Origin of the sequence: Streptomyces sp. NPDC001536 (assembly GCF_042894505.1) — a bacterium.
GTDB lineage: Bacteria > Actinomycetota > Actinomycetes > Streptomycetales > Streptomycetaceae > Streptomyces.
In genome coordinates this window covers 781,492-801,699 of the sequence record NZ_JBIAVQ010000003.1, presented here as the reverse complement: position 1 = coordinate 801,699, position 20,208 = coordinate 781,492, and the positions used below count along the sequence as shown (strand labels likewise).

Here is a 20,208-nt window from a genome sequence, read left to right as displayed (position 1 = left end):
AACCGTTCGCCACGAATTTCCCGGGGATGAGATCCTGGATCGCGTATGTCTACGCATCCCGCCCCCGGTGCCCCGGCCCTCGGCACAATCGCCCCTCGCCTGACCGAGCTCTCCCTGCGCGACGCGCAGCGACTCGGGCGCAGGCTCGAAGGCGCGCGCAAGATCCGTAAGCCCGAGGCACGGGCCGCCGTGCTCGCCGAGATCGAGGGCGAGGTCGCCAGGGCCGAGGAACGGATGGCCACGCGGCGCGGCCGGGTGCCCGCCGTCAGCTACCCCGAGCAGCTGCCCGTCAGCCAGAAGAAGGCCGAGATCGCGGACGCCATCCGTGATCACCAGGTCGTGATCGTCGCCGGTGAGACCGGCTCCGGCAAGACCACCCAGATCCCGAAGATCTGTCTGGAGCTGGGCCGGGGCGTCCGCGGCATGATCGGGCACACCCAGCCCCGTCGTATCGCCGCCCGTACGGTGGCCGAGCGGGTCGCCGAGGAGCTGGACACACCGCTCGGCGAGGCCGTCGGCTGGAAGGTCCGCTTCACCGACCAGGTGAACCAGGACGGCACCTTCATCAAGCTGATGACGGACGGCATCCTGCTCGCCGAGATCCAGACCGACCGCGAGCTGCGCGCCTACGACACGATCATCATCGACGAGGCCCACGAGCGGTCCCTCAACATCGACTTCCTGCTGGGCTACCTCGCCCAGCTGCTGCCGAAGCGGCCGGACCTGAAGGTCGTCATCACCTCGGCGACCATCGATCCCGAGCGGTTCTCCCGGCACTTCGGGGACGCCCCGATCGTCGAGGTCAGCGGCCGGACCTATCCCGTGGAGGTCCGCTACCGGCCCCTGCTCGAAGAGGACTCCGACGACTCCGACCGCGACCAGATCACCGCGATCTGCGATGCCGTGGAGGAGCTCCAGGGCGAGGGCAAGGGAGACATCCTGGTCTTCCTCTCCGGCGAGCGGGAGATCCGGGACACCGCCGACGCGCTCAACAAGAAGAACTACCGGTTCACCGAGGTCCTCCCGCTCTACGCCCGGCTCTCGCACGCCGAGCAGCACCGCGTGTTCCAGCAGCACACCGGGCGCAGGATCGTTCTGGCTACCAACGTCGCCGAGACCTCGCTGACCGTCCCGGGCATCAAGTACGTCATCGACCCCGGCTTCGCCCGCATCAGCCGCTACAGCCACCGCACCAAGGTCCAGCGGCTCCCCATCGAGGCGATCTCGCAGGCCAGCGCGAATCAGCGCAAGGGCCGCTGCGGTCGTACCTCCGACGGCATCTGCATCCGGCTGTACACCGAGGAGGACTTCGAGGCCCGCCCCGAGTTCACGGACGCGGAGATCCTCCGTACGAACCTGGCCTCCGTCATCCTCCAGATGACCGCGGCCGGCCTCGGCGACATCGAGAAGTTCCCCTTCATCGACCCGCCGGACCACCGCAACATCCGCGACGGCGTGCAGCTGCTCCAGGAGCTCAACGCCCTCGACCCGGCACAGAAGGACCCGCGCAAGCGGCTCACCGAGACCGGCCGCAAGCTCGCCCAGCTGCCCGTCGACCCGCGCCTGGCCCGGATGGTCCTGGAGGCCGACAAGAACGGCTGTGTCCGCGAGGTCATGGTCATAGCCGCCGCGCTCTCCATCCAGGACCCGCGCGAACGCCCCGCCGACAAGCAGACCCAGGCCGACCAGCAGCACGCCCGCTTCAAGGACGAGACCAGCGACTTCCTCGCCTATCTCAACCTGTGGCGGTACGTCCGCGAGCAGCAGAAGGAGCGGGGTTCGAGCTCCTTCCGGCGCATGTGCAAGCAGGAGTACCTGAACTTCCTGCGCATCCGTGAGTGGCAGGACATCTACACCCAGCTGCGCACGGTCGCCAAGCAGATGGGCATCCATCTGAACGAAGAGGACGCGGCCGACCAGAGCGTCCACGTCTCCCTGCTCGCCGGGCTGCTCTCGCACGTCGGCATGAAGGACGTGAAGGACGGCAACAAGAACGAGTACCTGGGCGCCCGCAACGCCAAGTTCGCGATCTTCCCGGGCTCGGCACTCTTCAAGAAGCAGCCGCGTTTCGTCATGTCGGCGGAGCTGGTGGAGACCTCACGCCTCTGGGCCCGCGTCAACGCCAAGATCGAGCCGGAGTGGGTCGAGCCGCTCGCGGAACATCTGCTCAAGCGGACGTACTCCGAACCGCACTGGGAGAAGGACCAGGCGGCCGTGATGGCGTACGAGAAGGTCACGCTGTACGGCGTGCCGATCGTCGCCCAGCGGAAGGTGAACTACGGCCGGATCGACCCGGAGATCTCCCGCGAGCTTTTCATTCGCAACGCGCTCGTCGAGGGCGACTGGCGTACCCATCACAAGTTCTACGCCGACAACCGCAAACTCCTCAGCGAGGTCGAGGAGTTGGAGCACCGGGCGCGGCGCCGGGACATCGTGGTCGACGACGACACGCTCTTCGACTTCTACGAGCAGCGGGTGCCCGAACACGTCGTGTCCGGCGCCCACTTCGACTCCTGGTGGAAGCGGAAGCGGCAGGAGCAGCCGGACTTCCTGGACTTCGAGCGGGAGATGCTCATCCGGGAGTCGGCCGAGGCGGTCACCAAGGCCGACTATCCGGACTCGTGGCGGCAGGGGCAGCTGAAGTTCCGGGTGACGTACCAGTTCGAGCCGGGTGCGGACGCGGACGGGGTGACGGTCCACATCCCGCTCCAGGTGCTGAACCAGGTCACGGACGAGGGCTTCGACTGGCAGATCCCGGGGCTGCGGGAGGAAGTGGTGACGGAGCTGATCCGTTCCCTCCCGAAGCCGATCCGGCGGAACTACGTGCCGGCGCCGAACTTCGCGCAGCGGTTCCTGGCCACGGCGGTCCCCCTGCAGGAGCCGCTGACCATCACCATGGCCCGTGAGCTGAAGCGGATGGTCGGGGTGCCTTTCGAGGCCGAGGACTTCGACTGGTCGAAGGTCCCGGAGCACCTCCGCATCACCTTCCGGATCGTCGACGAGCGGCGCCGTACGCTCGCCGAGGACAAGGACCTGGAGGCGCTGAGGCTCCGGCTGAAGCCGAAGGCGCGGCAGGCCCTCTCGCAGGCCGCGGCGGCCACCGCCGAGCGCCAGGGCGGCGAGTCCCTGGAACGCAAGGGCCTGACCGACTGGACCATCGGCTCCCTCACCCGCGTCTTCGAGACCCGCCGCGCCGGCCAGCCGGTGAAGGCGTACCCGGCGCTGGTCGACGACGGCGACACGGTTTCGGTCCGCCTCTTCGACACCGAGGCGGAGCAGGCGGAGGCCATGTGGAAGGGCACCCGGCGGCTGATCCTGCGCAACATCCCGGTGAACCCGGCGAAGTTCGCCTCCGAGAAGCTGACGAACCCGCAGAAGCTCGCGCTCTCGGCCAACCCGCACGGCACGATCCAGGCCCTCTTCGACGACTGCGCGATGGCCGCGGCGGACCGGCTGATCGCCGACTTCGGGGGGCCGGCGTGGGACGAGGAGTCGTACCGGAAGCTCTACGACAAGGTGCGCGCCGAGATCGTCGACATGACGGTCCGTACGGTGGGCCAGGTGCAGCAGGTCCTTGCCGCCTGGCAGGCCTGTGAGCGCCGTCTGAAGGCCGTACGGAGCCCCGCGCTCCTCGCGAACCTCGCGGACGTACGCAAGCAGCTGGACGCCCTTGTGAAGCCGGGCTTCGTGACGGAGACGGGGCTGCGCCGTCTGCCGGACCTGATGCGGTACCTGGTGGCGGCGGACCGTCGTCTCCAGCAGATGCCGACGAGCGTCCAGCGGGACACCACGCGCATGGAGAAGGTCCACGAGATGCAGGACGAGTACGCCTGGCTCCTGGAGCAACTGCCTCAGGGCCGCCCGGTCCCCTCCTCCGTCCTGGACATCCGCTGGATGATCGAGGAGCTCCGGGTCAGCTATTTCGCCCACGCCCTGGGCACGGCGTACCCCATCTCCGACAAGCGGATCGTGAAGGCCATCGACGCGGCCGTCCCGTAACCGCCCCCGCACACTGGGTGAGTTCGCGCAGGGGGCTCACCCTCCTGTACAGTCCTTCTCGCAGCGCAACGCAGCAATAAGCGCCGCGAAACCTGGTCCTGTGGAGCAGTTTGGAGTGCTCGCCACCCTGTCAAGGTGGAGGCCGCGGGTTCAAATCCCGTCAGGACCGCAGTGAAGTAGTACAGAGAGCCCGGATCTTCGGATCCGGGCTCTTTTGCGTTCCACGCCGCCTACGCCGTCTTGACGGCGTCACATTCGCTCGGTACTCCAGAAACCAGGGCCCGTTCCCGTGTGGCCCCTGGAGGTGGCGTATGGCGGCTTCGGCCAGGCACGAGACGCGGGCGTTGCTCCGTGCGCATCTGTCGGCCGCTTCCTCCTATCGCCATCTGACGCGGCACTGCCCGATCTGCCATCAGCTGCTGCGGCTCGCCATGGACTCCGCCCCGCGGGCCGACGAGGCCGGCGGAGAGGTCACCGAGGACGAAAGCCCCTCGCCCGCGTGACCATCGGCGGCCCCAACGGCCGTACGGACGTGGGACGGTGGAACGCATGCCTCCTCTAGCGCACATGCGCCAGGGGCAACAAGGACCCTGGCATGTGACGGGTGTCACCGCATGAGTTTCTGAAACCGAGGTACTTACACCTCGCCTACAACTGGTCAATTTAATATGTGCAATTGCACCAGCCCCAAGGGCCGACCAGTCGGTACGGCGACAGCCGTCCACAGGAGATCCGACACCCCTCCCCAGACTCCGACAGGCCCGCTCACAGCGCGGTGCGCCGGCCCACATCCCGCACATGGAGCGCACAAAAAAGATCGCGCTGGACTCGGCGGAGTCCAGCGCGATCGACGACGCACCCTGTGACGTTCTGGGATGAGCTTGGGCGTGGGTTCTGTTGGGGCAGTACCCGCGTCGCTTGGAGCTTGGGTCACGGACGCCGCGGCACGTTGGGGGACCTGCCGGTTTGCCCGTTATTCAGTTGGTTCAGGCCTCGCTGCGCTGCTGCGGGATGCCCGCGAGCAGTGCACGGACCTCCGCCTCGCGGTAGCGGCGGTGCCCGCCGAGCGTACGAATGGACGTGAGCTTCCCAGCCTTCGCCCACCGCGTGACCGTCTTCGGGTCGACGCGGAACATCGTGGCGACCTCAGCCGGGGTCAGCAGCGGCTCGGCATCAGGGGTGCGAGCGGTCATGAGCGGCCTCCTCGGGAGAACCGAACCTTCTCGGTTCTTTCCTCTAAATTCTGCACCTTGACCCGCGTTGCCCGAAATGGCGGACGCGAGTCGAGTCGGTTATAGGACGAACGGCTTGTCCTCGGCACTACAACTACACCATCTGTCCAGCCGCGTCGGCCAAACCGATGGAATTGCCCCCCAGGTGTTCATCGGCGACAGAGGCCGATGGACCATGCCATAGCGGACAGTCACGCCACTGTGACGATCAGTCACAGAGCGATCAGGAGTCACCAGACCCCCCAAAGCGGAACCTCCCCCGGGCCCCTTGTCCTATTTTGGCATGAGGAGGGGCAAGAGATGCAAGAGCCGGGTACGTGCGGTCCGTCACGCTTGACACACAGTGAGGCCTACGCCCGGATCGGGACCTACGTCCCTTGTTGGCGGAGCATCAGGGGAAACTTGGTGACACCTTGACCGAGGACGAAACCCCAAAACGGGCGTCAGGTCAAACGCCAGTTCGTGACCAAGGTGACCCAGAACACACTCAGTTCACGGAACAGCTAGTTCGCGGACCGCCGGTCCCGCACCGACCGCCACCGCTCCACGAGCCGCGCGTACGCCTCCCCCGCGGCCGCCCCGTCGCCGAGCCGCAACGCCTCGATGCCCGCGGCCACGTCGGCCGCCGAGTGGTCGTCCTCCAGCTCGCCGGGCGGCAGGGTGTGCACCAGACCGCCGTAGTCCAGCTCGACGTGCGAGCGCGGGTGGAACTCCTCCAGCCAACGCCCCACGTCCACCAGGCCGTCGGTGAGCGGTCCCTCGTCGACGGTGTCCTTCAGGGTCCGCAGGGCCCGCGCCACCCGCCGCCGGGCCTGCACCATCGGAGTCCGGTAGCGCAGCGTCGGCGGGATCTCGCCCGAGCCCTTGTCGAAGGACCGCTCCTCGTCGGCCACCAGCACGAACCAGTGCAGCGGCACCTGCCAGGTCGAGGTGCGGATCCAGGGGCGGGCGTCGGGGTTGCGGACCAGCCAGCGCTCGTAGTCCTGGGCCGCCTGACGCCGTACGACCTCCGGCAGCACCGCGTCCAGGACCGGCTTCGGCAGCTCCTCGGGCAGCTCCTGGAGCGCCTGCCAGCCGCGCAGCCGGGTCCGCCAGGGACAGACGCAGACCACCCCGTCCACGTCCAGCACGAACGCGTCGGCGCTCTCGTGCACCGGCACCGGGATCGGCGGGGTGGGCAGCAAGTCGGCCAGCGAGCGGCGCAGTTCGTCCTGGTACGAGGGGCGGTCGGGGCGGCGGGCGTAGCGCGTCCAGTGGCCGCGTTCCGGCTCCGGGAAGGCGGCCAGCGGCTCGTACACGCGCAGATAGGTCGCGTACGGGACGACCACCGAGGACACCTTGGGCACGCCTGCTCCCTCCCCCGCCCACTGCCAGGAAAACCTGCGGAACCCGCTCACAAAGAGGCGGGAAATCTATGCAAATCGTCGCACGGGCGTACTCCGCCGGTAGGTGATCCTGAGCACGGCGCCGTGGGCAGCGGCACCCAGGCTCTAATCTCATGCTCACAGCGCCCGCCACCCTTACGGGAGCTGGTCCCGACCGCCGCTCTTTACCCAGGAGTCACCACAGTGACCGATGTATCAGCCGGCGTCCTGCACACCCTGTTCCACTCGGACCAGGGCGGTCATGAGCAAGTCGTGCTCTGCCAGGACCGTGCCAGCGGCCTCAAGGCCGTCATCGCCATCCACTCCACCGCGCTGGGCCCCGCGCTCGGCGGCACGCGCTTCTACCCGTACGCGACCGAGGAGGAGGCCGTCGCCGACGCCCTGAACCTCGCGCGCGGGATGTCGTACAAGAACGCCATGGCCGGCCTGGACCACGGCGGTGGCAAAGCCGTGATCATCGGCGACCCGGACTCGATCAAGACCGAGGAGCTGCTGCTGGCCTACGGCCGGTTCGTGGCCTCGCTCGGCGGGCGCTACGTCACCGCCTGCGACGTCGGCACGTATGTGGCCGACATGGACGTCGTCGCGCGCGAGTGCCGCTGGACGACCGGGCGCTCCCCCGAGAACGGCGGCGCCGGCGACTCCTCCGTGCTGACGTCCTTCGGCGTCTACCAGGGCATGCGCGCCTCCGCCCAGCACCTGTGGGGCAGCCCCTCGCTGGCCGGGCGGAAGGTCGGCATCGCGGGCGTAGGCAAGGTCGGCCACCACCTCGTGGAGCACCTGCGGGCGGAGGGCGCCGAGGTCGTCATCACGGACGTCCGCGAGGAGGCCGTGGGGCGGATCCTCGCCGCGCATCCCACGGGCGTGACGGCCGTCGCCGACACCGCGACCCTGATCCGCGCCGAGGGGCTCGACATCTACGCCCCCTGCGCGCTCGGCGGTGCCTTGAACGACGACACCGTGCCCGCACTGACGGCGAAGATCGTCTGTGGAGCCGCCAACAACCAGCTCGCCCACCCCGGCGTGGAGAAGGACCTCGCCGACCGCGGGATCCTTTACGCGCCGGACTACGTGGTGAACGCCGGCGGGGTCATCCAGGTCGCCGACGAGCTGCACGGCTTCGACTTCGAGCGGTGCAAGGCGAAGGCGGCGAAGATCTACGACACCACGCTCGCCATATTCGCACGTGCGAAGGCGGACGGGATCCCGCCGGCCGCCGCGGCCGACCGGATCGCGGAGCAGCGGATGCACGAGGCGGCGGTGGCCCGCAGGGCGCGCTGATCCGGCGTCCGCACCGCCATGGCCGGTACCCGCCGACGGGCACTTAGAGAGAACTCTCACGTTCGTCGGCGGGTCGGCCGCCGAGAAGTGGTTAAAATCGCGGTTGACCAGCAGGGACAGGGCACTCTGAGGGTTGTGGGTCCAGGCACGTCCTGCGGGCGACGTACCGTACGGGCGTGGGCTCAGGTACCGTGGAAGCCCTACGGACCGGTCTCTCTGCGGAGAGCCCGTTCCAGATCATGAACGCGTGTCAAGACTCTGGGGCCACCGAGCCCCGTATCCGAGGGGGTCGAGCCATGGGGCGCGGCCGGGCAAAGGCCAAGCAGACGAAGGTCGCCCGCCAGCTGAAGTACAGCAGCGGCGGGACTGACCTGTCGCGTCTGGCCAATGAGCTGGGCGCTTCGACTTCGAGCCAGCCGCCGAATGGCGAGCCGTTCGAGGACGACGAGGACGAAGACGACCCGTACTCCCAGTACGCGGATCTCTATAACGACGACGATGAGGACGAGGACGACGAGTCCGGTCCCACGTCTCAACGCCGCGGCGCGTGATGCCTGCGGCCGCTTAGCCGTGCCTCTCCCGGTCCGGTGCTTCGTGCGCCGGACCGGGTTTTGTGCTGCCGCCACGGGGCTCCGCCCCGGACTTCGCTCCTCGCCACACCGGAGGGGCTGGGTTCAGGCGTAGTCGCCCACCAACTCCGCGCCGGTCTCCTTGTCTCCCCGGTCCGTGATCTCGCCGGCCACCCAGGCCTCGACCCCGCGGTCGGCCAGCGTCCTCAGGGCCACGTCCGTCGACTCCTCGGGGACGATGGCGATCATGCCGACGCCCATGTTGAGGGTCTTCTCCAGCTCCAGGCGCTCGACCTGACCCGTCCTGCCGACGAGGTCGAAGATCGGGGCCGGGGTCCAGGTGGAGCGGTCCACGATCGCGTGCAGCTCGTCCGGGATCACGCGGGCCAGGTTGGCCGCGAGACCGCCGCCGGTGACGTGGCTGTACGCGTGGACGTCCGTGGTGCGGGTGAGCGCCAGGCAGTCCAGCGAGTAGATCTTGGTGGGCTCCAGGAGCTCCTCACCGAGGGTGCGGCCGAGCTCGTCGATCCGGGCGTCCAGGGACAGGCCGGCCTCGTTCAGCAGGACGTGGCGGACGAGCGAGTACCCGTTCGAGTGAAGTCCGGACGCCGCCATGGCGATGACCGCGTCACCCGTACGGATGCGATCGGGGCCCAGCAGCCGGTCGGCCTCCACGACGCCCGTACCGGCTCCGGCGACGTCGAAGTCGTCCGGACCCAGCAGACCGGGGTGCTCGGCCGTCTCGCCGCCCACCAGGGCGCAGCCGGCGAGGACACAGCCCTCGGCGATGCCCTTGACGATCGCGGCGACCCGCTCGGGGTGGACCTTGCCGACGCAGATGTAGTCGGTCATGAACAGCGGCTCGGCACCGCACACCACGATGTCGTCCATGACCATCGCGACCAGGTCGTGGCCGATCGTGTCGTAGACGCCCAGCTGACGCGCGATGTCGACCTTCGTGCCGACGCCGTCGGTCGCGGAGGCCAGCAGGGGGCGCTCGTAGTTCTTGAGGGCGGAGGCGTCGAAGAGGCCGGCGAAACCGCCGAGGCCGCCGAGGACCTCGGGGCGCTGGGTCTTCTTCACCCACTCCTTCATGAGTTCTACGGCGCGGTCGCCCGCTTCGATGTCGACGCCCGCGGCTGCGTAGCTGGCACCAGTTGTCTCAGACATGACGGTGAGAACTTTCGTGTCGTACTGCAGGTATTACGGGCGACGGATCGCGTCGGCCGCGGCCGTGGCGGCCGGACCGGCGGCCAGTTCGGTCTCCAGGAGCTGCTTGCCGAGCAGCTCGGGGTCCGGGAGCTCCATCGGGTACTCGCCGTCGAAGCAGGCGCGGCAGAGGTTCGGCTTGGCGATGGTGGTCGCCTCGATCATGCCGTCGAGGGAGATGTACGCCAGGGAGTCGGCGCCCAGGGAGGTGCCGATCTCGTCGATGGTCATGCCGTTGGCGATGAGCTCGGCGCGGGTGGCGAAGTCGATGCCGAAGAAGCAGGGCCACTTCACGGGGGGAGACGAGATCCGGATGTGGACCTCCGCCGCACCCGCCTCTCGCAGCATCCGCACGAGCGCCCGCTGGGTGTTGCCGCGCACGATCGAGTCGTCGACGACGACCAGGCGCTTGCCCTTGATGACTTCCTTCAGCGGGTTCAGCTTCAGACGGATGCCGAGCTGCCGGATCGTCTGCGAGGGCTGGATGAACGTACGCCCGACATAGGCGTTCTTCACCAGACCCGCAGCGAACGGGATTCCGCTCGCCTCCGCGTAACCGATCGCCGCCGGGGTGCCGGACTCCGGGGTCGCTATGACCAGGTCGGCCTCGACCGGGGCTTCCTTCGCCAGCTTGCGGCCCATCTCCACGCGGGAGAGGTAGACGTTGCGGCCGGCGATGTCGGTGTCGGGGCGGGCCAGATAGACGTACTCGAAGACACAGCCCTTGGGCTTCGCTTCCGCGAATCGGGAGCTGCGCAGACCGTTCTCGTCGATGGCGATGAACTCGCCCGGCTCGATCTCGCGGACATAGGCGGCGCCGCAGATGTCGAGGGCGGCGGACTCCGAGGCGACGACCCAGCCACGCTCCAGGCGGCCGAGGACCAGCGGGCGGATGCCCTGCGGGTCGCGGGCCGCGTAGAGGGTGTGCTCGTCCATGAAGACGAGGGAGAAGGCGCCACGCACCTTCGGGAGGACCGCGTGGGCGGCCTCCTCGATGGTCAGCGGCTTGCCGTCGGCGTCGACCTGGGCCGCGAGGAGCGCGGTGAGCAGGTCGGTGTCGTTGGTGGCGGCCACCCGCGTCGAGCGGCCGTTGGTGTCCTTGGGGAGGTCGGCGACCATCTCGGCGAGCTGCGCCGTGTTGACCAGGTTGCCGTTGTGGCCGAGCGCGATCGAGCCGTGCGCGGTGGCACGGAACGTCGGCTGGGCGTTCTCCCAGACGGAGGCGCCGGTGGTCGAGTAGCGGGCGTGACCGACCGCGATATGACCCTGGAGCGAACCGAGAGAGGTCTCGTCGAAGACCTGGGAAACGAGCCCCATGTCCTTGAAGACGAGGATCTGGGAGCCGTTGCTGACCGCGATACCCGCGGATTCCTGGCCCCGATGCTGGAGGGCGTAGAGCCCGAAGTAAGTGAGCTTGGCGACCTCTTCACCGGGAGCCCAGACACCGAAGACGCCGCAAGCGTCCTGGGGGCCTTTCTCGCCGGGGAGCAGATCATGATTGAGTCGACCGTCACCACGTGGCACGTCCCCGAGTGTAGGCGAGGTCGCCCACTGGTCCGAATTGGGGATACGTGCCTTTGTTGAGTCTCTGGGCGGGGACCGCTTTGGCGGTTTTTTCGTTTTGGCTGGTCAGCGGGGCTGCTCAGCGGTCCTCCGGATATATGAGTGAGGTGTCGCACACCTCTCAGCCGGTGGACTCGGCGGCCTCGGGGGACTCCGTCAGACGCACGGTGTCGCCGCTCGCGGTGGTGAGCGTGAGGTGGTCGTCGGTGACGGCGGTCTTCAACGCGCCGCCGACCAGGGTGTCGGCGAGGGTCCGTTCGAAGGTCATGACCGGTTTCTCGCAGGCCATCCTGGTGGTCGTGGCGTGGCTGAGCCGGAGGGTGCCGTCCTCGGCGGTGGTGACCTTGGCGTTGAAGTGGTTGCAGCCGTAGTTGCCCGCGGCCTTGCCGTCCTTCATCTCCACATTGGCCCCCTCGGGTGCCTTGTGGGTCTTGCCGGCCACGGTGACGCTGTCGACGGTCCAGTGGACTCCGGTGACGGGTTTCTCGGCGCCGACCGAGCCGCTGCCCGCCTTGTCGGTGCCGCAGGCCGCGGCGAGCGGGAGCACGGTCAGGACCACGAGGATCAGTCGCTGTTTGTCCATGCCGATGGGACGGAAGGGGCGGGAGACCGGTTCCTTGCCGACGACCGGTTCACCCCATCAGGGGCAGCAATCCGCCAAGATCCGCCCGCTCACCGCTGGCACTGACCTTCGCGTCCTCGATCGCCTCCGCCCAGGCCACCCGTCCGGTCGCGAGCCGGATCCAGGTCAGCGGGTCGGTCTCGACGACGTTGGGCGGGGTGCCGCGGGTGTGCCGGGGGCCCTCGACGCACTGCACGACGGCGTACGGCGGGATCCGCACCTCGGTCGAGCCGCCAGGGGCCTTCGCGGCGAGGGCGTCGGCCAGCAGACGGGTGCAGGCGGCCAGGGCCTGGCGGTCGTAGGGGACGTCGAGGCCCGGCACGGCGGCGTTCAGGTCGTCGGTGTGGACGACGAGTTCGACGGTACGGGTGACCAGGTAGTCGGCGAGGGTCATGGCGCCGGTGCGGCTGCCGATGAGGCGGTCGCCCGAGGTCTGTTCCAGCTTGCGCGCGAAGCGTTCCCCGGTGTCGGCGTACAGGGCGCCGAGGTCGGGGTGGGCGGCGGCGAGGTCGCGGGTGCCGTCGTCGATGTCGCCGGCCCGGGGCGCGGTGGTGAAGGGCCACTCCTGGAGGGTCAGTACGGGCTTGTCCGGCTCGTCGCGGTCCAGGGCACGGCTGATCGCGTCGACGGCCATCGTGAGGTGCGCGGCCAGCTCGCGGACGGTCCAGTCACCGAGGCGGGTGGGGCCCGCGAGCTGCTCCTCGCTCAGTGTGCCCACGGCCTGCCGTACGTGCCCGAACTGGATGAGCACCGCGGTGCGGATCTTCGCGGGGTCGTAGGTGCGGGCGCGCTTCTTGGCCGGTGGCATGTGATCAAGCCTAGGCGGGCCGGATGCTGGGGGCGGGCGCTTCGAAGATCTCGCGGTTGCGGGGGACGCCGAGGCCGCGCCAGCTGAAGGGGAGGCCGCGGGCGGTGTCCGGGTCGGGGCCGTCCATGAGCTGGAAGTGCAGGTGCGGCTCGGAGGAGTTGCCGGAGTTGCCGCACTCGGCCAGTCGCTGTCCGGCGCGTACCCGCTCGCCCTCGGCGACGGCGAGGGAGCCGCGGCGCAGATGGGCGTAGAGCGCGAAGGTGCCGTCGCCGAGGTCGAGCACGACGTGGTTGCCGACGATCCCGCCGACCCCGCCCATCTCGCGCACCGAGCCCTCGATCAGCATCAGGTACAGCAGGCCGGGCAGGGAGGTGCGGCTGAGATGGTCGCGCCGGTGGTCGACGGCCCGGACGACGGTGGCGTCCGCGGCGGCGAGCAGGGGCGCTCCGAAGCCGGGGAAGTCGCGGTTGGGGCGTGCGAGGGGCCACAGGGCGTGGAAGCCGGGGCGGGCGCCTGGCTCGGGTTCGGCCACGATGTCGATGGCGTAGGTCTGGCCGTAGGCGTGGGTGCCGTGGCTCGGGGTGCGGTCGGCGGGGCTGTTGAGGGCGGACCAGCGGCCGGTGACGGGCGGGTCGACCTCACGGGCGGGGGCGGCCTCGATGTGCTCGCGGCCCTGCCGGTTCACGACGGCGACCAGGACGTACGCCGCGGCCAGGACCAGGAGGTTCCACCACCACGCGTACGGCAGACCGGGCCACAGGCTCGCGATCACCAGGATCACGAAGACGATCTGGAGTAAGCGGAAGGTCGTCATGGCGAGCTTGCGTACGGTCATCGGTCCCCCGGGGGTCACGGTTCTCACAGGTGTCAGGGCAGGCTCGCGGACAGGGCCACCAGGAGCGGTACGACGCGGGTGCCCGGTATCTCGTAGCGGCCGCGGCCCTTGGTGTGGAGCCAGCCTGTGGCGGTGAGTTGGCGCAGGTGGTGGTAGATCTGGCCGGTCGTGCCGAGCTCGTCCAGCTCGGCGAGTTCGGCGGCGGTGCGGCGCCCGGCGAAGATCTCCTTGAGGAGCCTCAGCCGGACCGGGTGGCCGAGCGCGGCGAACGACTCGGCGGCCGGTGTCCAGTCGCCGTCCAGCAACTCCTCGGTCAGGGCGCCCTGTTGCCAGACGTAACGCTCGCCGGCGGGCATCCGGACGGAGCCGGTGAACAGCACCCCGCCGGTCTCGGCACCCAGTGCGGCCAACTGCTCCTTGAGCGTTTCCAGCGCCCAGAAGTCACCCTCGCCGAGGCGGGGTTCCGTGGCCGCGGCGCCTTCGAGGGCGGCGACTCGGCGCTCCAACTCGGCCACGCGCTCGTCGAGTTCCATACCGTCGATCGTACGGAACTACGTAGTTACGTCAACTCATGTGGCCGCTGCGGGAGTTCACTTCCTGCGCGCGTATCTCCCCAGCAGCGCCGACCCGATGACCAAAAAGGTCCCGTCCATGGGTCGGACGGGACCTTCCTGTCGTAGGACTGACTACGCGAGCAGCGCCGGGATCGTCTCCTCGTGCGCCGTGCGCAGCTCCTCCAGGGACAGCTCGAACTCGCCCTGGAGCTCGACCGTCTCCCCGTCCACGACACCGATGCGGGTGACCGGAAGGCCGCGCGCACCGCACATGTCGTTGAAGCGGAGCTCCTCGGAGCGCGGCACGGCGACGACCGCGCGGCCCGCCGACTCGGAGAAGAGGAGGGTGAAGGCGTCGAGCCCGTCCGGTACGACCAGACGCGCGCCCTTGCCGCCGAGCAGGGCCGACTCCACGACCGCCTGGATCAGGCCGCCGTCGGAGAGGTCGTGCGCGGAGTCGATCATGCCGTCGCGGGAGGCGGAGATCAGGATCTCGGCCAGCAGACGCTCACGCTCCAGGTCGACCTTCGGGGGAAGGCCGCCGAGGTGGTCGTGCACGACCTGCGACCAGGCCGAACCGCCGAACTCCTCACGCGTGTCGCCGAGGAGGTACAGCAGCTGGCCCTCCTCCTGGAAGGCGACCGGCGTGCGACGCGCCACGTCGTCGATGACACCCAGGACCGCGACCACCGGGGTGGGGTGGATGGCCACCTCGCCCGTCTGGTTGTAGAGCGACACATTGCCGCCGGTCACCGGGGTCCCCAACTGCTGGCAGGCGTCCGCCAGTCCACGGATCGCCTCCGCGAACTGCCACATCACCGCCGGGTCCTCGGGCGAGCCGAAGTTCAGGCAGTCCGACACGGCGAGCGGCTTGGCGCCCGTCGTGGCGACATTGCGGTACGCCTCCGAGAGCGCCAACTGCGCGCCCGCGTACGGATCCAGCTTCGCGTAGCGGCCGTTGCCGTCCGTCGCGATGGCGACGCCGAGGCCGGTCTCCTCGTCGATGCGGATCATGCCCGAGTCCTCGGGCTGGGCCAGCACCGTGTTGCCCTGCACGAAGTGGTCGTACTGCGAGGTGATCCACTTCTTGGAAGCCTGGTTCGGGGACGCCACCAGCTTCAGGACCTGGTCCTTCAGCTCTTCACCCGAGGAAGGCCGCGGCAGCTTGTTCGCGTCGTCCGCCTGGAGCTCGTCCTGCCAGGACGGGCGGGCGTACGGGCGCTCGTAGACCGGGCCGTCGTGCGCGACCGTGCGCGGGTCGACGTCGACGATCTTGCCGCCGTGCCAGTAGATCTCCAGACGGTCGCCGTCGGTGACCTCACCGATGACGGTGGCGATGACGTCCCACTTGTCGCAGATCTCCAGGAACCGGTCGACCTTCTCCGGCTCCACGACCGCGCACATGCGTTCCTGCGACTCGCTCATGAGGATTTCCTCGGGCGAGAGGGTCGAGTCGCGAAGGGGTACGTCGTCCAGCGTCACGCGCATGCCGCCCGAGCCGTTCGACGCCAGCTCACTCGTCGCGCACGACAGGCCCGCCGCACCCAGGTCCTGGATACCGACGACCAGCTTCTCGGCGAACGCCTCCAGGGTGCACTCGATGAGGAGCTTCTCCTGGAAGGGGTCGCCGACCTGCACGGCCGGACGCTTCGAGGGCTTGGCGTCGTCGAAGGTCTCGGAAGCGAGGATGGACGCGCCACCGATGCCGTCACCGCCCGTCCGGGCCCCGTACAGGATGACCTTGTTGCCCGCGCCGGAGGCCTTCGCGAGGTGGATGTCCTCGTGCCGCATCACACCGATGGCACCGGCGTTGACCAGCGGGTTGCCCTGGTAGCAGGCGTCGAAGACGACCTCGCCGCCGATGTTGGGCAGGCCCAGGCAGTTGCCGTAGCCGCCGATGCCGGCGACGACACCGGGGAGCACCCGCTTGGTGTCCGGGTGGTCGGCCGCACCGAAGCGCAGCGGGTCCACGACCGCGACCGGACGCGCGCCCATCGCGATGATGTCGCGGACGATGCCGCCGACACCCGTGGCCGCGCCCTGGTAGGGCTCGACGTAGGACGGGTGGTTGTGCGACTCGACCTTGAAGGTGACCGCGTAGCCCTGGCCGACGTCCACGACGCCCGCGTTCTCGCCGATGCCCACGAGCAGCGCGTCCGACTGGGGGGCCTTCTCGCCGAACTGGCGCAGGTGCACCTTCGAGGACTTGTAGGAGCAGTGCTCGGACCACATGACCGAGTACATGGCGAGCTCGGCACCGGTGGGCCGGCGGCCGAGGATCTCCACGACCCGCTCGTACTCGTCCTTCTTCAGGCCCAGTTCGGCCCAGGGCAGCTCGACGTCGGGGGTCTCGGCCGCGTGCTCGACCGTGTCCAGAGGCGTCCGGCTCATGCGTTGACCAGCTTCTTGAGGATCGAGGTGAAGAAGGGGAGGCCGTCGGTGCGGCCGGAGCCGATGAGCGGCTCCACGGCGTGCTCCGGGTGCGGCATGAGGCCTACGACGTTCCCGGCCTCGTTGGTGATGCCCGCGATGTCGTTGAGCGAGCCGTTCGGGTTGAAGTCGAGGTAGCGGAACGCGACCCGGCCCTCGGCCTCCAGCTTGTCCAGCGTGTACTGGTCGGCCACGTACCGGCCGTCCATGTTCTTCAGCGGGATGTGGATCTCCTGGCCGGCGGTGTAGTCGCTGGTCCAGGACGTCTGCGCGTTCTCCACCCGCAGCTTCTGGTCGCGGCAGATGAAGTGCAGGTGGTCGTTGCCGAGCATCCCGCCGGGCAGCAGGTGGGCCTCGGTGAGGACCTGGAAGCCGTTGCAGATACCGAGGACCGGGAGGCCCGCCTTGGCCTGCTCGATGACCGTCTCCATCACGGGCGAGAAGCGGGAGATGGCGCCGGCCCGCAGATAGTCGCCGTAGGAGAAACCGCCGGGCAGCACCACGGCGTCGACCTGGTGGAGGTCCTTGTCCTTGTGCCAGAGGGCGACCGGTTCGGCACCCGCGAGGCGGATCGCGCGCTGGGTGTCCCGGTCGTCGAGACTCCCCGGGAAAGTGACGACGCCAATACGAGCGGTCACTTCGCGGCCTCCGCGACTTCTTCCACCTTCACGGTGAAGTCCTCGATCACGGTGTTGGCGAGGAAGGATTCCGCAAGATCGTGGATGCGGGCGAGCACGGCCTCGTCGACCGGTCCGTCAACTTCCAGTTCGAATCGCTTTCCCTGACGTACGTCGGAGATGCCTTCGAAACCCAGACGCGGCAGTGCGCGCTGCACCGCCTGGCCCTGGGGGTCGAGGATCTCCGGCTTGAGCATGACGTCGACTACGACGCGTGCCACTGGCACTCCCGGTGTGTGGTGCTGAGCAAGGTTGCTGAAGGTGTCCGTCCAACAGTGTCTTCAGACTACCCGCACAAAATTTCTACGCGCGTCGACTTGTAGGAAACTACGTGACTGCCGTCACGATCCGGTATCGACGGCCGTGTTCACGAAAATTTCCAGGAAAGATCCGCGATCGACACCCGATACCTATTGCGCTCAGACACGCGGAAGGATTTAGTCGGGCTTCCCATTGCATTGTCGGGCACTGTACAAATGAATTGGCAAGTGCCGTATGAAGGGACCGATATTCGTGGCGCAGAAGGTCGTGGTCACTCTCTTTGACGACATCGACGGCTCGGAAGCGGCGGAAACGATCGCCTTCGGACTCGATGGCAAGTCGTACGAGATCGACCTGAATCAAGCGAATGCCAAGAAACTGCGTAAGGCGCTCGAGCCCTACGTGGACGCCGGCCGCAAGCGGTCGAAGTCCGGCAAGGCCTACCGGCAGACGGAGGTCGCCCCCGACCCGGCCGCCGTCCGCGCCTGGGCCCAGGCGAACAAGATGGACGTGCCCGCGCGCGGCCGCATCCCCAAGAAGGTCTACGAGGCGTTCACCGCGGCGCAGTGACGGCTCACCGGGCGTGCTCAGGGTCCGTCAGCGGACCCTGAGGACAACCGACTTGCGTTGCACCCCACCCGGTCGGCTAGAGTCTGGAGCACGCCGAGGGGCGGGGACGGAAAAGCCCAGCCCACGGAGTACATGCGGGTGTAGTTCAGTAGCAGAACATCCCCCTTCCAGGGGGAAGGCGCAGTGTGCAATTCCTGTCACCCGCTCTGCATCGCCGGTCTGACCACTCTTGTGGATCAGGTAGGATGGTGCTCGCGCCGATCGGTGAGAGCCGGTCGGAGGCAATGCGAACGTAGCTCAGTTGGTAGAGCGCAACCTTGCCAAGGTTGAGGTCGCGAGTTCGAACCTCGTCGTTCGCTCTTGATTCGAAGGCCCCCCGGCTTCTGTCGGGGGGCTTTTTCGTGCTTGGCGTACCCCTGACATTTGTCATGTCGAGTGATGACAGCGCGCACTCCTTCCGGGCCCGGGACGCCGAGATGCTTGGACCATGAACACGAACGTGATTGAGGTCACCGACCTGCGACGCGTCTACGGGGGCGGGTTCGAAGCGGTCCGCGGGATCAGCTTCTCCGTGGACCGGGGCGAGATCTTCGCACTGCTCGGCACCAACGGTGCCGGCAAGACATCCACGGTCGAGCTGCTGGAGGGACTCGCACGACCGGCCGCCGGCCGGGTGCGGGTGCTCGGGCACGACCCCTACGAGGAGCGGGCCGTCGTCCGGCCGCGCACCGGCGTGATGCTCCAGGAGGGCGGGTTCCCGTCCGAGCTCACCGTCGCCGAGACCGCGCGGATGTGGGCCGGCTGCGTCAGCGGGGCGCGGCCGCCGCTGGAGGCGCTGGAGCTCGTCGGGCTCGCGCGGCGGACCGGCGTCCGCGTGAAGCAGTTGTCCGGGGGTGAGCGGCGGCGCCTGGACCTGGCGCTCGCGCTGCTCGGGAACCCGGAGGTGCTGTTCCTGGACGAGCCGACGACCGGGCTCGACGCGGAAGGGCGGCGGGACACCTGGGAGTTGGTGCGGGCACTGCGCGACGGCGGTACGACGGTGCTGCTGACCACGCACTATCTGGAGGAGGCCGAGGGCCTCGCCGACCGGCTCGCCATCCTGCACGAGGGGCGGATCGCGGTCGCCGGGACGCCGGCCGAGGTGACCGCCGGGCAGCCGTCGCGGATCTCCTTCGAGCTGCCCGAGGGGTACTTCGTGGGCGATCTGCCGCCGCTCGGGGAGCTCGGGGTGCTGTCCCACGAGGTCGACGGTAGGGCCGTAAGGCTGCGGACGCGGGAGCTGCAGCGGGCGGCGACAGGGGTGCTGACCTGGGCTTCGGCGGCGGGGGTCGAGCTGCACCGGCTCGATGTGCGCTCGGCCTCCCTGGAGGAGGCGTTCCTGGGGATCGCGCGGGAGTTCCAGACGAAGGAGAAGGTGGCATGAGCGGGACGATCACCACCCCGGCGAGCCGGATGACGGCGCTGGCCCGCGCCGAGGCGACCCTGCTCGGGCGGAGCAGGGGAACACTCGTCGCCGCCCTGTTCGTACCGCTGGTCCTTCCGTTCAGCGTGTGGTCGGCGACCAAGGACATGGACCTCGAGGAGTCCGGTCTCAGTGCCGGCACCGTCGTCCTGTCCGCCGCGATCGGGTTCTCGCTGATCTTCGCGGTGTACGGGGCGCTCGTCGGTGTCTTCACCGCCCGTCGCGAGGAACTCGTCCTCAAGCGGCTGCGCACCGGTGAGCTGCGGGACAACGAGATCCTCGCCGGGTCCGCCCTGCCGGCCGTCACCACGGGCCTGGCGCAGTCCGTCGTCCTGGCGGTCGGCTGCACGGTCCTCCTCGACGTCCCCGCGCCCCGCGCGCCCCATCTCGCGGTACTGGCCCTGCTCCTGGGGGTCGTCCTGTGCGCCCTGCTCGCGGCGGTGACCTCGGCGTTCACCCGTACCACCGAGAGCGCCCAGGTCACCACGCTGCCCGTGATGCTCGTCTCGATGCTCGGCTCCGGCATGGCCGTCCCGCTGGAGGTGCTGCCCGACCGGATGGCGTCGGTGTGCGAGCTGCTGCCGCTGACCCCCGTGATCACCCTGGTGCGCGGCGGCTGGACCGGGGAGCTTTCGGTGTACGAGGTGCTGGGCGCCGTCCTCACCGTGCTGGCCTGGACGGTCCTGGGCGTGTTTGCTGTACGGCGGTGGTTCCGGTGGGAGCCGCGACGTTGACGCAGGGGGGCGGCGGG

Annotated in this window: 18 protein-coding genes and 3 tRNA genes; 10 read left to right on the top strand and 11 right to left on the bottom strand. The window is 68.8% G+C overall.

Translation table 11 applies throughout. The annotated features are described in order from the left end of the window. Nucleotides 1-45 precede the first annotated feature (45 nt). From hrpA to ACFY0U_RS12650, 3 genes are all read left to right on the top strand, one after another. Nucleotides 46-3,999, top strand: coding sequence for an ATP-dependent RNA helicase HrpA (hrpA, locus tag ACFY0U_RS12660; RefSeq protein ID WP_388634186.1), 3,954 nt, complete (start codon nucleotides 46-48; stop codon nucleotides 3,997-3,999). Nucleotides 4,000-4,093: 94 nt separating this feature from the next. Further along, a tRNA-Asp gene (locus ACFY0U_RS12655) sits at nucleotides 4,094-4,168 on the top strand. Between the two features lie 142 nt (nucleotides 4,169-4,310). After that, nucleotides 4,311-4,502 carry a DUF6274 family protein gene (locus ACFY0U_RS12650; RefSeq protein WP_388634184.1) on the top strand — a complete coding sequence of 64 codons (192 nt, stop codon included), beginning with the start codon at nucleotides 4,311-4,313 and terminating at the stop codon, nucleotides 4,500-4,502. Nucleotides 4,503-4,985: 483 nt separating this feature from the next. On the opposite strand, the gene bldC is transcribed toward ACFY0U_RS12650, so the two are convergent. Beyond that, nucleotides 4,986-5,192, bottom strand: coding sequence for a developmental transcriptional regulator BldC (gene bldC / locus ACFY0U_RS12645; RefSeq protein ID WP_003949541.1), 207 nt, complete (start codon nucleotides 5,190-5,192; stop codon nucleotides 4,986-4,988). 542 nt (nucleotides 5,193-5,734) lie between these two features. After that, nucleotides 5,735-6,577, bottom strand: coding sequence for a hypothetical protein (locus ACFY0U_RS12640; protein ID WP_266825136.1), 843 nt, complete (start codon nucleotides 6,575-6,577; stop codon nucleotides 5,735-5,737). Nucleotides 6,578-6,799: 222 nt separating this feature from the next. On the opposite strand from ACFY0U_RS12640, the gene ACFY0U_RS12635 reads away from it, so the two are divergent. Beyond that, a complete protein-coding gene (locus ACFY0U_RS12635) occupies nucleotides 6,800-7,897 on the top strand; it encodes a Leu/Phe/Val dehydrogenase (protein ID WP_388634181.1) in 1,098 nt (365 codons plus the stop codon). A gap of 296 nt (nucleotides 7,898-8,193) precedes the next feature. After that, nucleotides 8,194-8,448, top strand: a complete 255-nt coding sequence (locus ACFY0U_RS12630) for a DUF3073 domain-containing protein (RefSeq protein WP_388634179.1) — start codon at nucleotides 8,194-8,196, stop codon at nucleotides 8,446-8,448. Between the two features lie 123 nt (nucleotides 8,449-8,571). On the opposite strand, the gene purM is transcribed toward ACFY0U_RS12630, so the two are convergent. From purM to purS, 9 genes are all read right to left on the bottom strand, one after another. After that, nucleotides 8,572-9,636, bottom strand: a complete 1,065-nt coding sequence (gene purM / locus ACFY0U_RS12625; RefSeq protein ID WP_388634176.1) for a phosphoribosylformylglycinamidine cyclo-ligase — start codon at nucleotides 9,634-9,636, stop codon at nucleotides 8,572-8,574. A 33-nt stretch (nucleotides 9,637-9,669) separates the two neighbouring features. Next, the gene (gene purF / locus ACFY0U_RS12620) at nucleotides 9,670-11,199 is read right to left on the bottom strand and encodes an amidophosphoribosyltransferase (RefSeq protein ID WP_388634173.1); all 1,530 of its coding nucleotides are present in this window, start codon (nucleotides 11,197-11,199) and stop codon (nucleotides 9,670-9,672) included. Nucleotides 11,200-11,359: 160 nt separating this feature from the next. After that, nucleotides 11,360-11,821, bottom strand: a complete 462-nt coding sequence (locus ACFY0U_RS12615) for an META domain-containing protein (RefSeq protein WP_388634171.1) — start codon at nucleotides 11,819-11,821, stop codon at nucleotides 11,360-11,362. Between the two features lie 49 nt (nucleotides 11,822-11,870). Then, a complete protein-coding gene (locus ACFY0U_RS12610; protein WP_388634169.1) occupies nucleotides 11,871-12,668 on the bottom strand; it encodes a sterol carrier family protein in 798 nt (265 codons plus the stop codon). A 10-nt stretch (nucleotides 12,669-12,678) separates the two neighbouring features. After that, on the bottom strand, nucleotides 12,679-13,503 hold the full coding sequence (locus tag ACFY0U_RS12605; RefSeq protein WP_388634166.1) for a M23 family metallopeptidase: 825 nt from the start codon (nucleotides 13,501-13,503) through the stop codon (nucleotides 12,679-12,681). A gap of 32 nt (nucleotides 13,504-13,535) precedes the next feature. After that, entirely contained in the window at nucleotides 13,536-14,036 is a 501-nt protein-coding gene (locus ACFY0U_RS12600) for an ArsR/SmtB family transcription factor (protein ID WP_388634163.1), read from the bottom strand. A gap of 153 nt (nucleotides 14,037-14,189) precedes the next feature. Then, a complete protein-coding gene (purL, locus tag ACFY0U_RS12595) occupies nucleotides 14,190-16,448 on the bottom strand; it encodes a phosphoribosylformylglycinamidine synthase subunit PurL (protein ID WP_388634161.1) in 2,259 nt (752 codons plus the stop codon). Further along, a complete protein-coding gene (purQ, locus tag ACFY0U_RS12590) occupies nucleotides 16,445-17,125 on the bottom strand; it encodes a phosphoribosylformylglycinamidine synthase subunit PurQ (RefSeq protein WP_388634158.1) in 681 nt (226 codons plus the stop codon). Before purQ ends, purL begins: the two co-directional genes overlap by 4 nt. Then, nucleotides 17,122-17,385, bottom strand: coding sequence for a phosphoribosylformylglycinamidine synthase subunit PurS (purS, locus tag ACFY0U_RS12585; protein WP_020124274.1), 264 nt, complete (start codon nucleotides 17,383-17,385; stop codon nucleotides 17,122-17,124). Before purS ends, purQ begins: the two co-directional genes overlap by 4 nt. A 292-nt stretch (nucleotides 17,386-17,677) precedes the next feature. Here purS and ACFY0U_RS12580 point away from each other — a divergent pair, with 292 nt between their 5' ends. From ACFY0U_RS12580 to ACFY0U_RS12560, 5 genes are all read left to right on the top strand, one after another. Then, nucleotides 17,678-17,995 (top strand): Lsr2 family protein, encoded by a 318-nt coding sequence (locus ACFY0U_RS12580; RefSeq protein ID WP_388634154.1) that lies wholly within the window; start codon nucleotides 17,678-17,680, stop codon nucleotides 17,993-17,995. Between the two features lie 134 nt (nucleotides 17,996-18,129). Then, a tRNA-Gly gene (locus ACFY0U_RS12575) sits at nucleotides 18,130-18,201 on the top strand. 80 nt (nucleotides 18,202-18,281) lie between these two features. After that, a tRNA-Gly gene (locus ACFY0U_RS12570) sits at nucleotides 18,282-18,354 on the top strand. Between the two features lie 128 nt (nucleotides 18,355-18,482). After that, a complete protein-coding gene (locus ACFY0U_RS12565; RefSeq protein ID WP_388634151.1) occupies nucleotides 18,483-19,418 on the top strand; it encodes an ABC transporter ATP-binding protein in 936 nt (311 codons plus the stop codon). Next, nucleotides 19,415-20,191: an ABC transporter permease gene (locus ACFY0U_RS12560; RefSeq protein WP_388634148.1), complete on the top strand. Its 777-nt coding sequence runs from the start codon at nucleotides 19,415-19,417 to the stop codon at nucleotides 20,189-20,191. Before ACFY0U_RS12565 ends, ACFY0U_RS12560 begins: the two co-directional genes overlap by 4 nt. The last annotated feature ends 17 nt before the right edge of the window (nucleotides 20,192-20,208 follow it).

Bases quoted from the DNA above. Each gene is read 5' to 3' on its own strand.
- ACFY0U_RS12565 (WP_388634151.1), top strand. From the start codon at position 18,483: ATGAACACGAACGTGATTGAGGTCACCGACCTGCGACGCGTCTACGGG.
- ACFY0U_RS12600 (WP_388634163.1), bottom strand. From the start codon at position 14,036: ATGGAACTCGACGAGCGCGTGGCCGAGTTGGAGCGCCGAGTCGCCGCC.
- hrpA (WP_388634186.1), top strand. From the start codon at position 46: ATGTCTACGCATCCCGCCCCCGGTGCCCCGGCCCTCGGCACAATCGCC.
- ACFY0U_RS12615 (WP_388634171.1), bottom strand. From the start codon at position 11,821: ATGGACAAACAGCGACTGATCCTCGTGGTCCTGACCGTGCTCCCGCTC.
- purM (WP_388634176.1), bottom strand. From the start codon at position 9,636: ATGTCTGAGACAACTGGTGCCAGCTACGCAGCCGCGGGCGTCGACATC.
- ACFY0U_RS12605 (WP_388634166.1), bottom strand. From the start codon at position 13,503: ATGACCGTACGCAAGCTCGCCATGACGACCTTCCGCTTACTCCAGATC.
- ACFY0U_RS12630 (WP_388634179.1), top strand. From the start codon at position 8,194: ATGGGGCGCGGCCGGGCAAAGGCCAAGCAGACGAAGGTCGCCCGCCAG.
- ACFY0U_RS12650 (WP_388634184.1), top strand. From the start codon at position 4,311: ATGGCGGCTTCGGCCAGGCACGAGACGCGGGCGTTGCTCCGTGCGCAT.
- purL (WP_388634161.1), bottom strand. From the start codon at position 16,448: ATGAGCCGGACGCCTCTGGACACGGTCGAGCACGCGGCCGAGACCCCC.
- ACFY0U_RS12560 (WP_388634148.1), top strand. From the start codon at position 19,415: ATGAGCGGGACGATCACCACCCCGGCGAGCCGGATGACGGCGCTGGCC.
- bldC (WP_003949541.1), bottom strand. From the start codon at position 5,192: ATGACCGCTCGCACCCCTGATGCCGAGCCGCTGCTGACCCCGGCTGAG.
- ACFY0U_RS12610 (WP_388634169.1), bottom strand. From the start codon at position 12,668: ATGCCACCGGCCAAGAAGCGCGCCCGCACCTACGACCCCGCGAAGATC.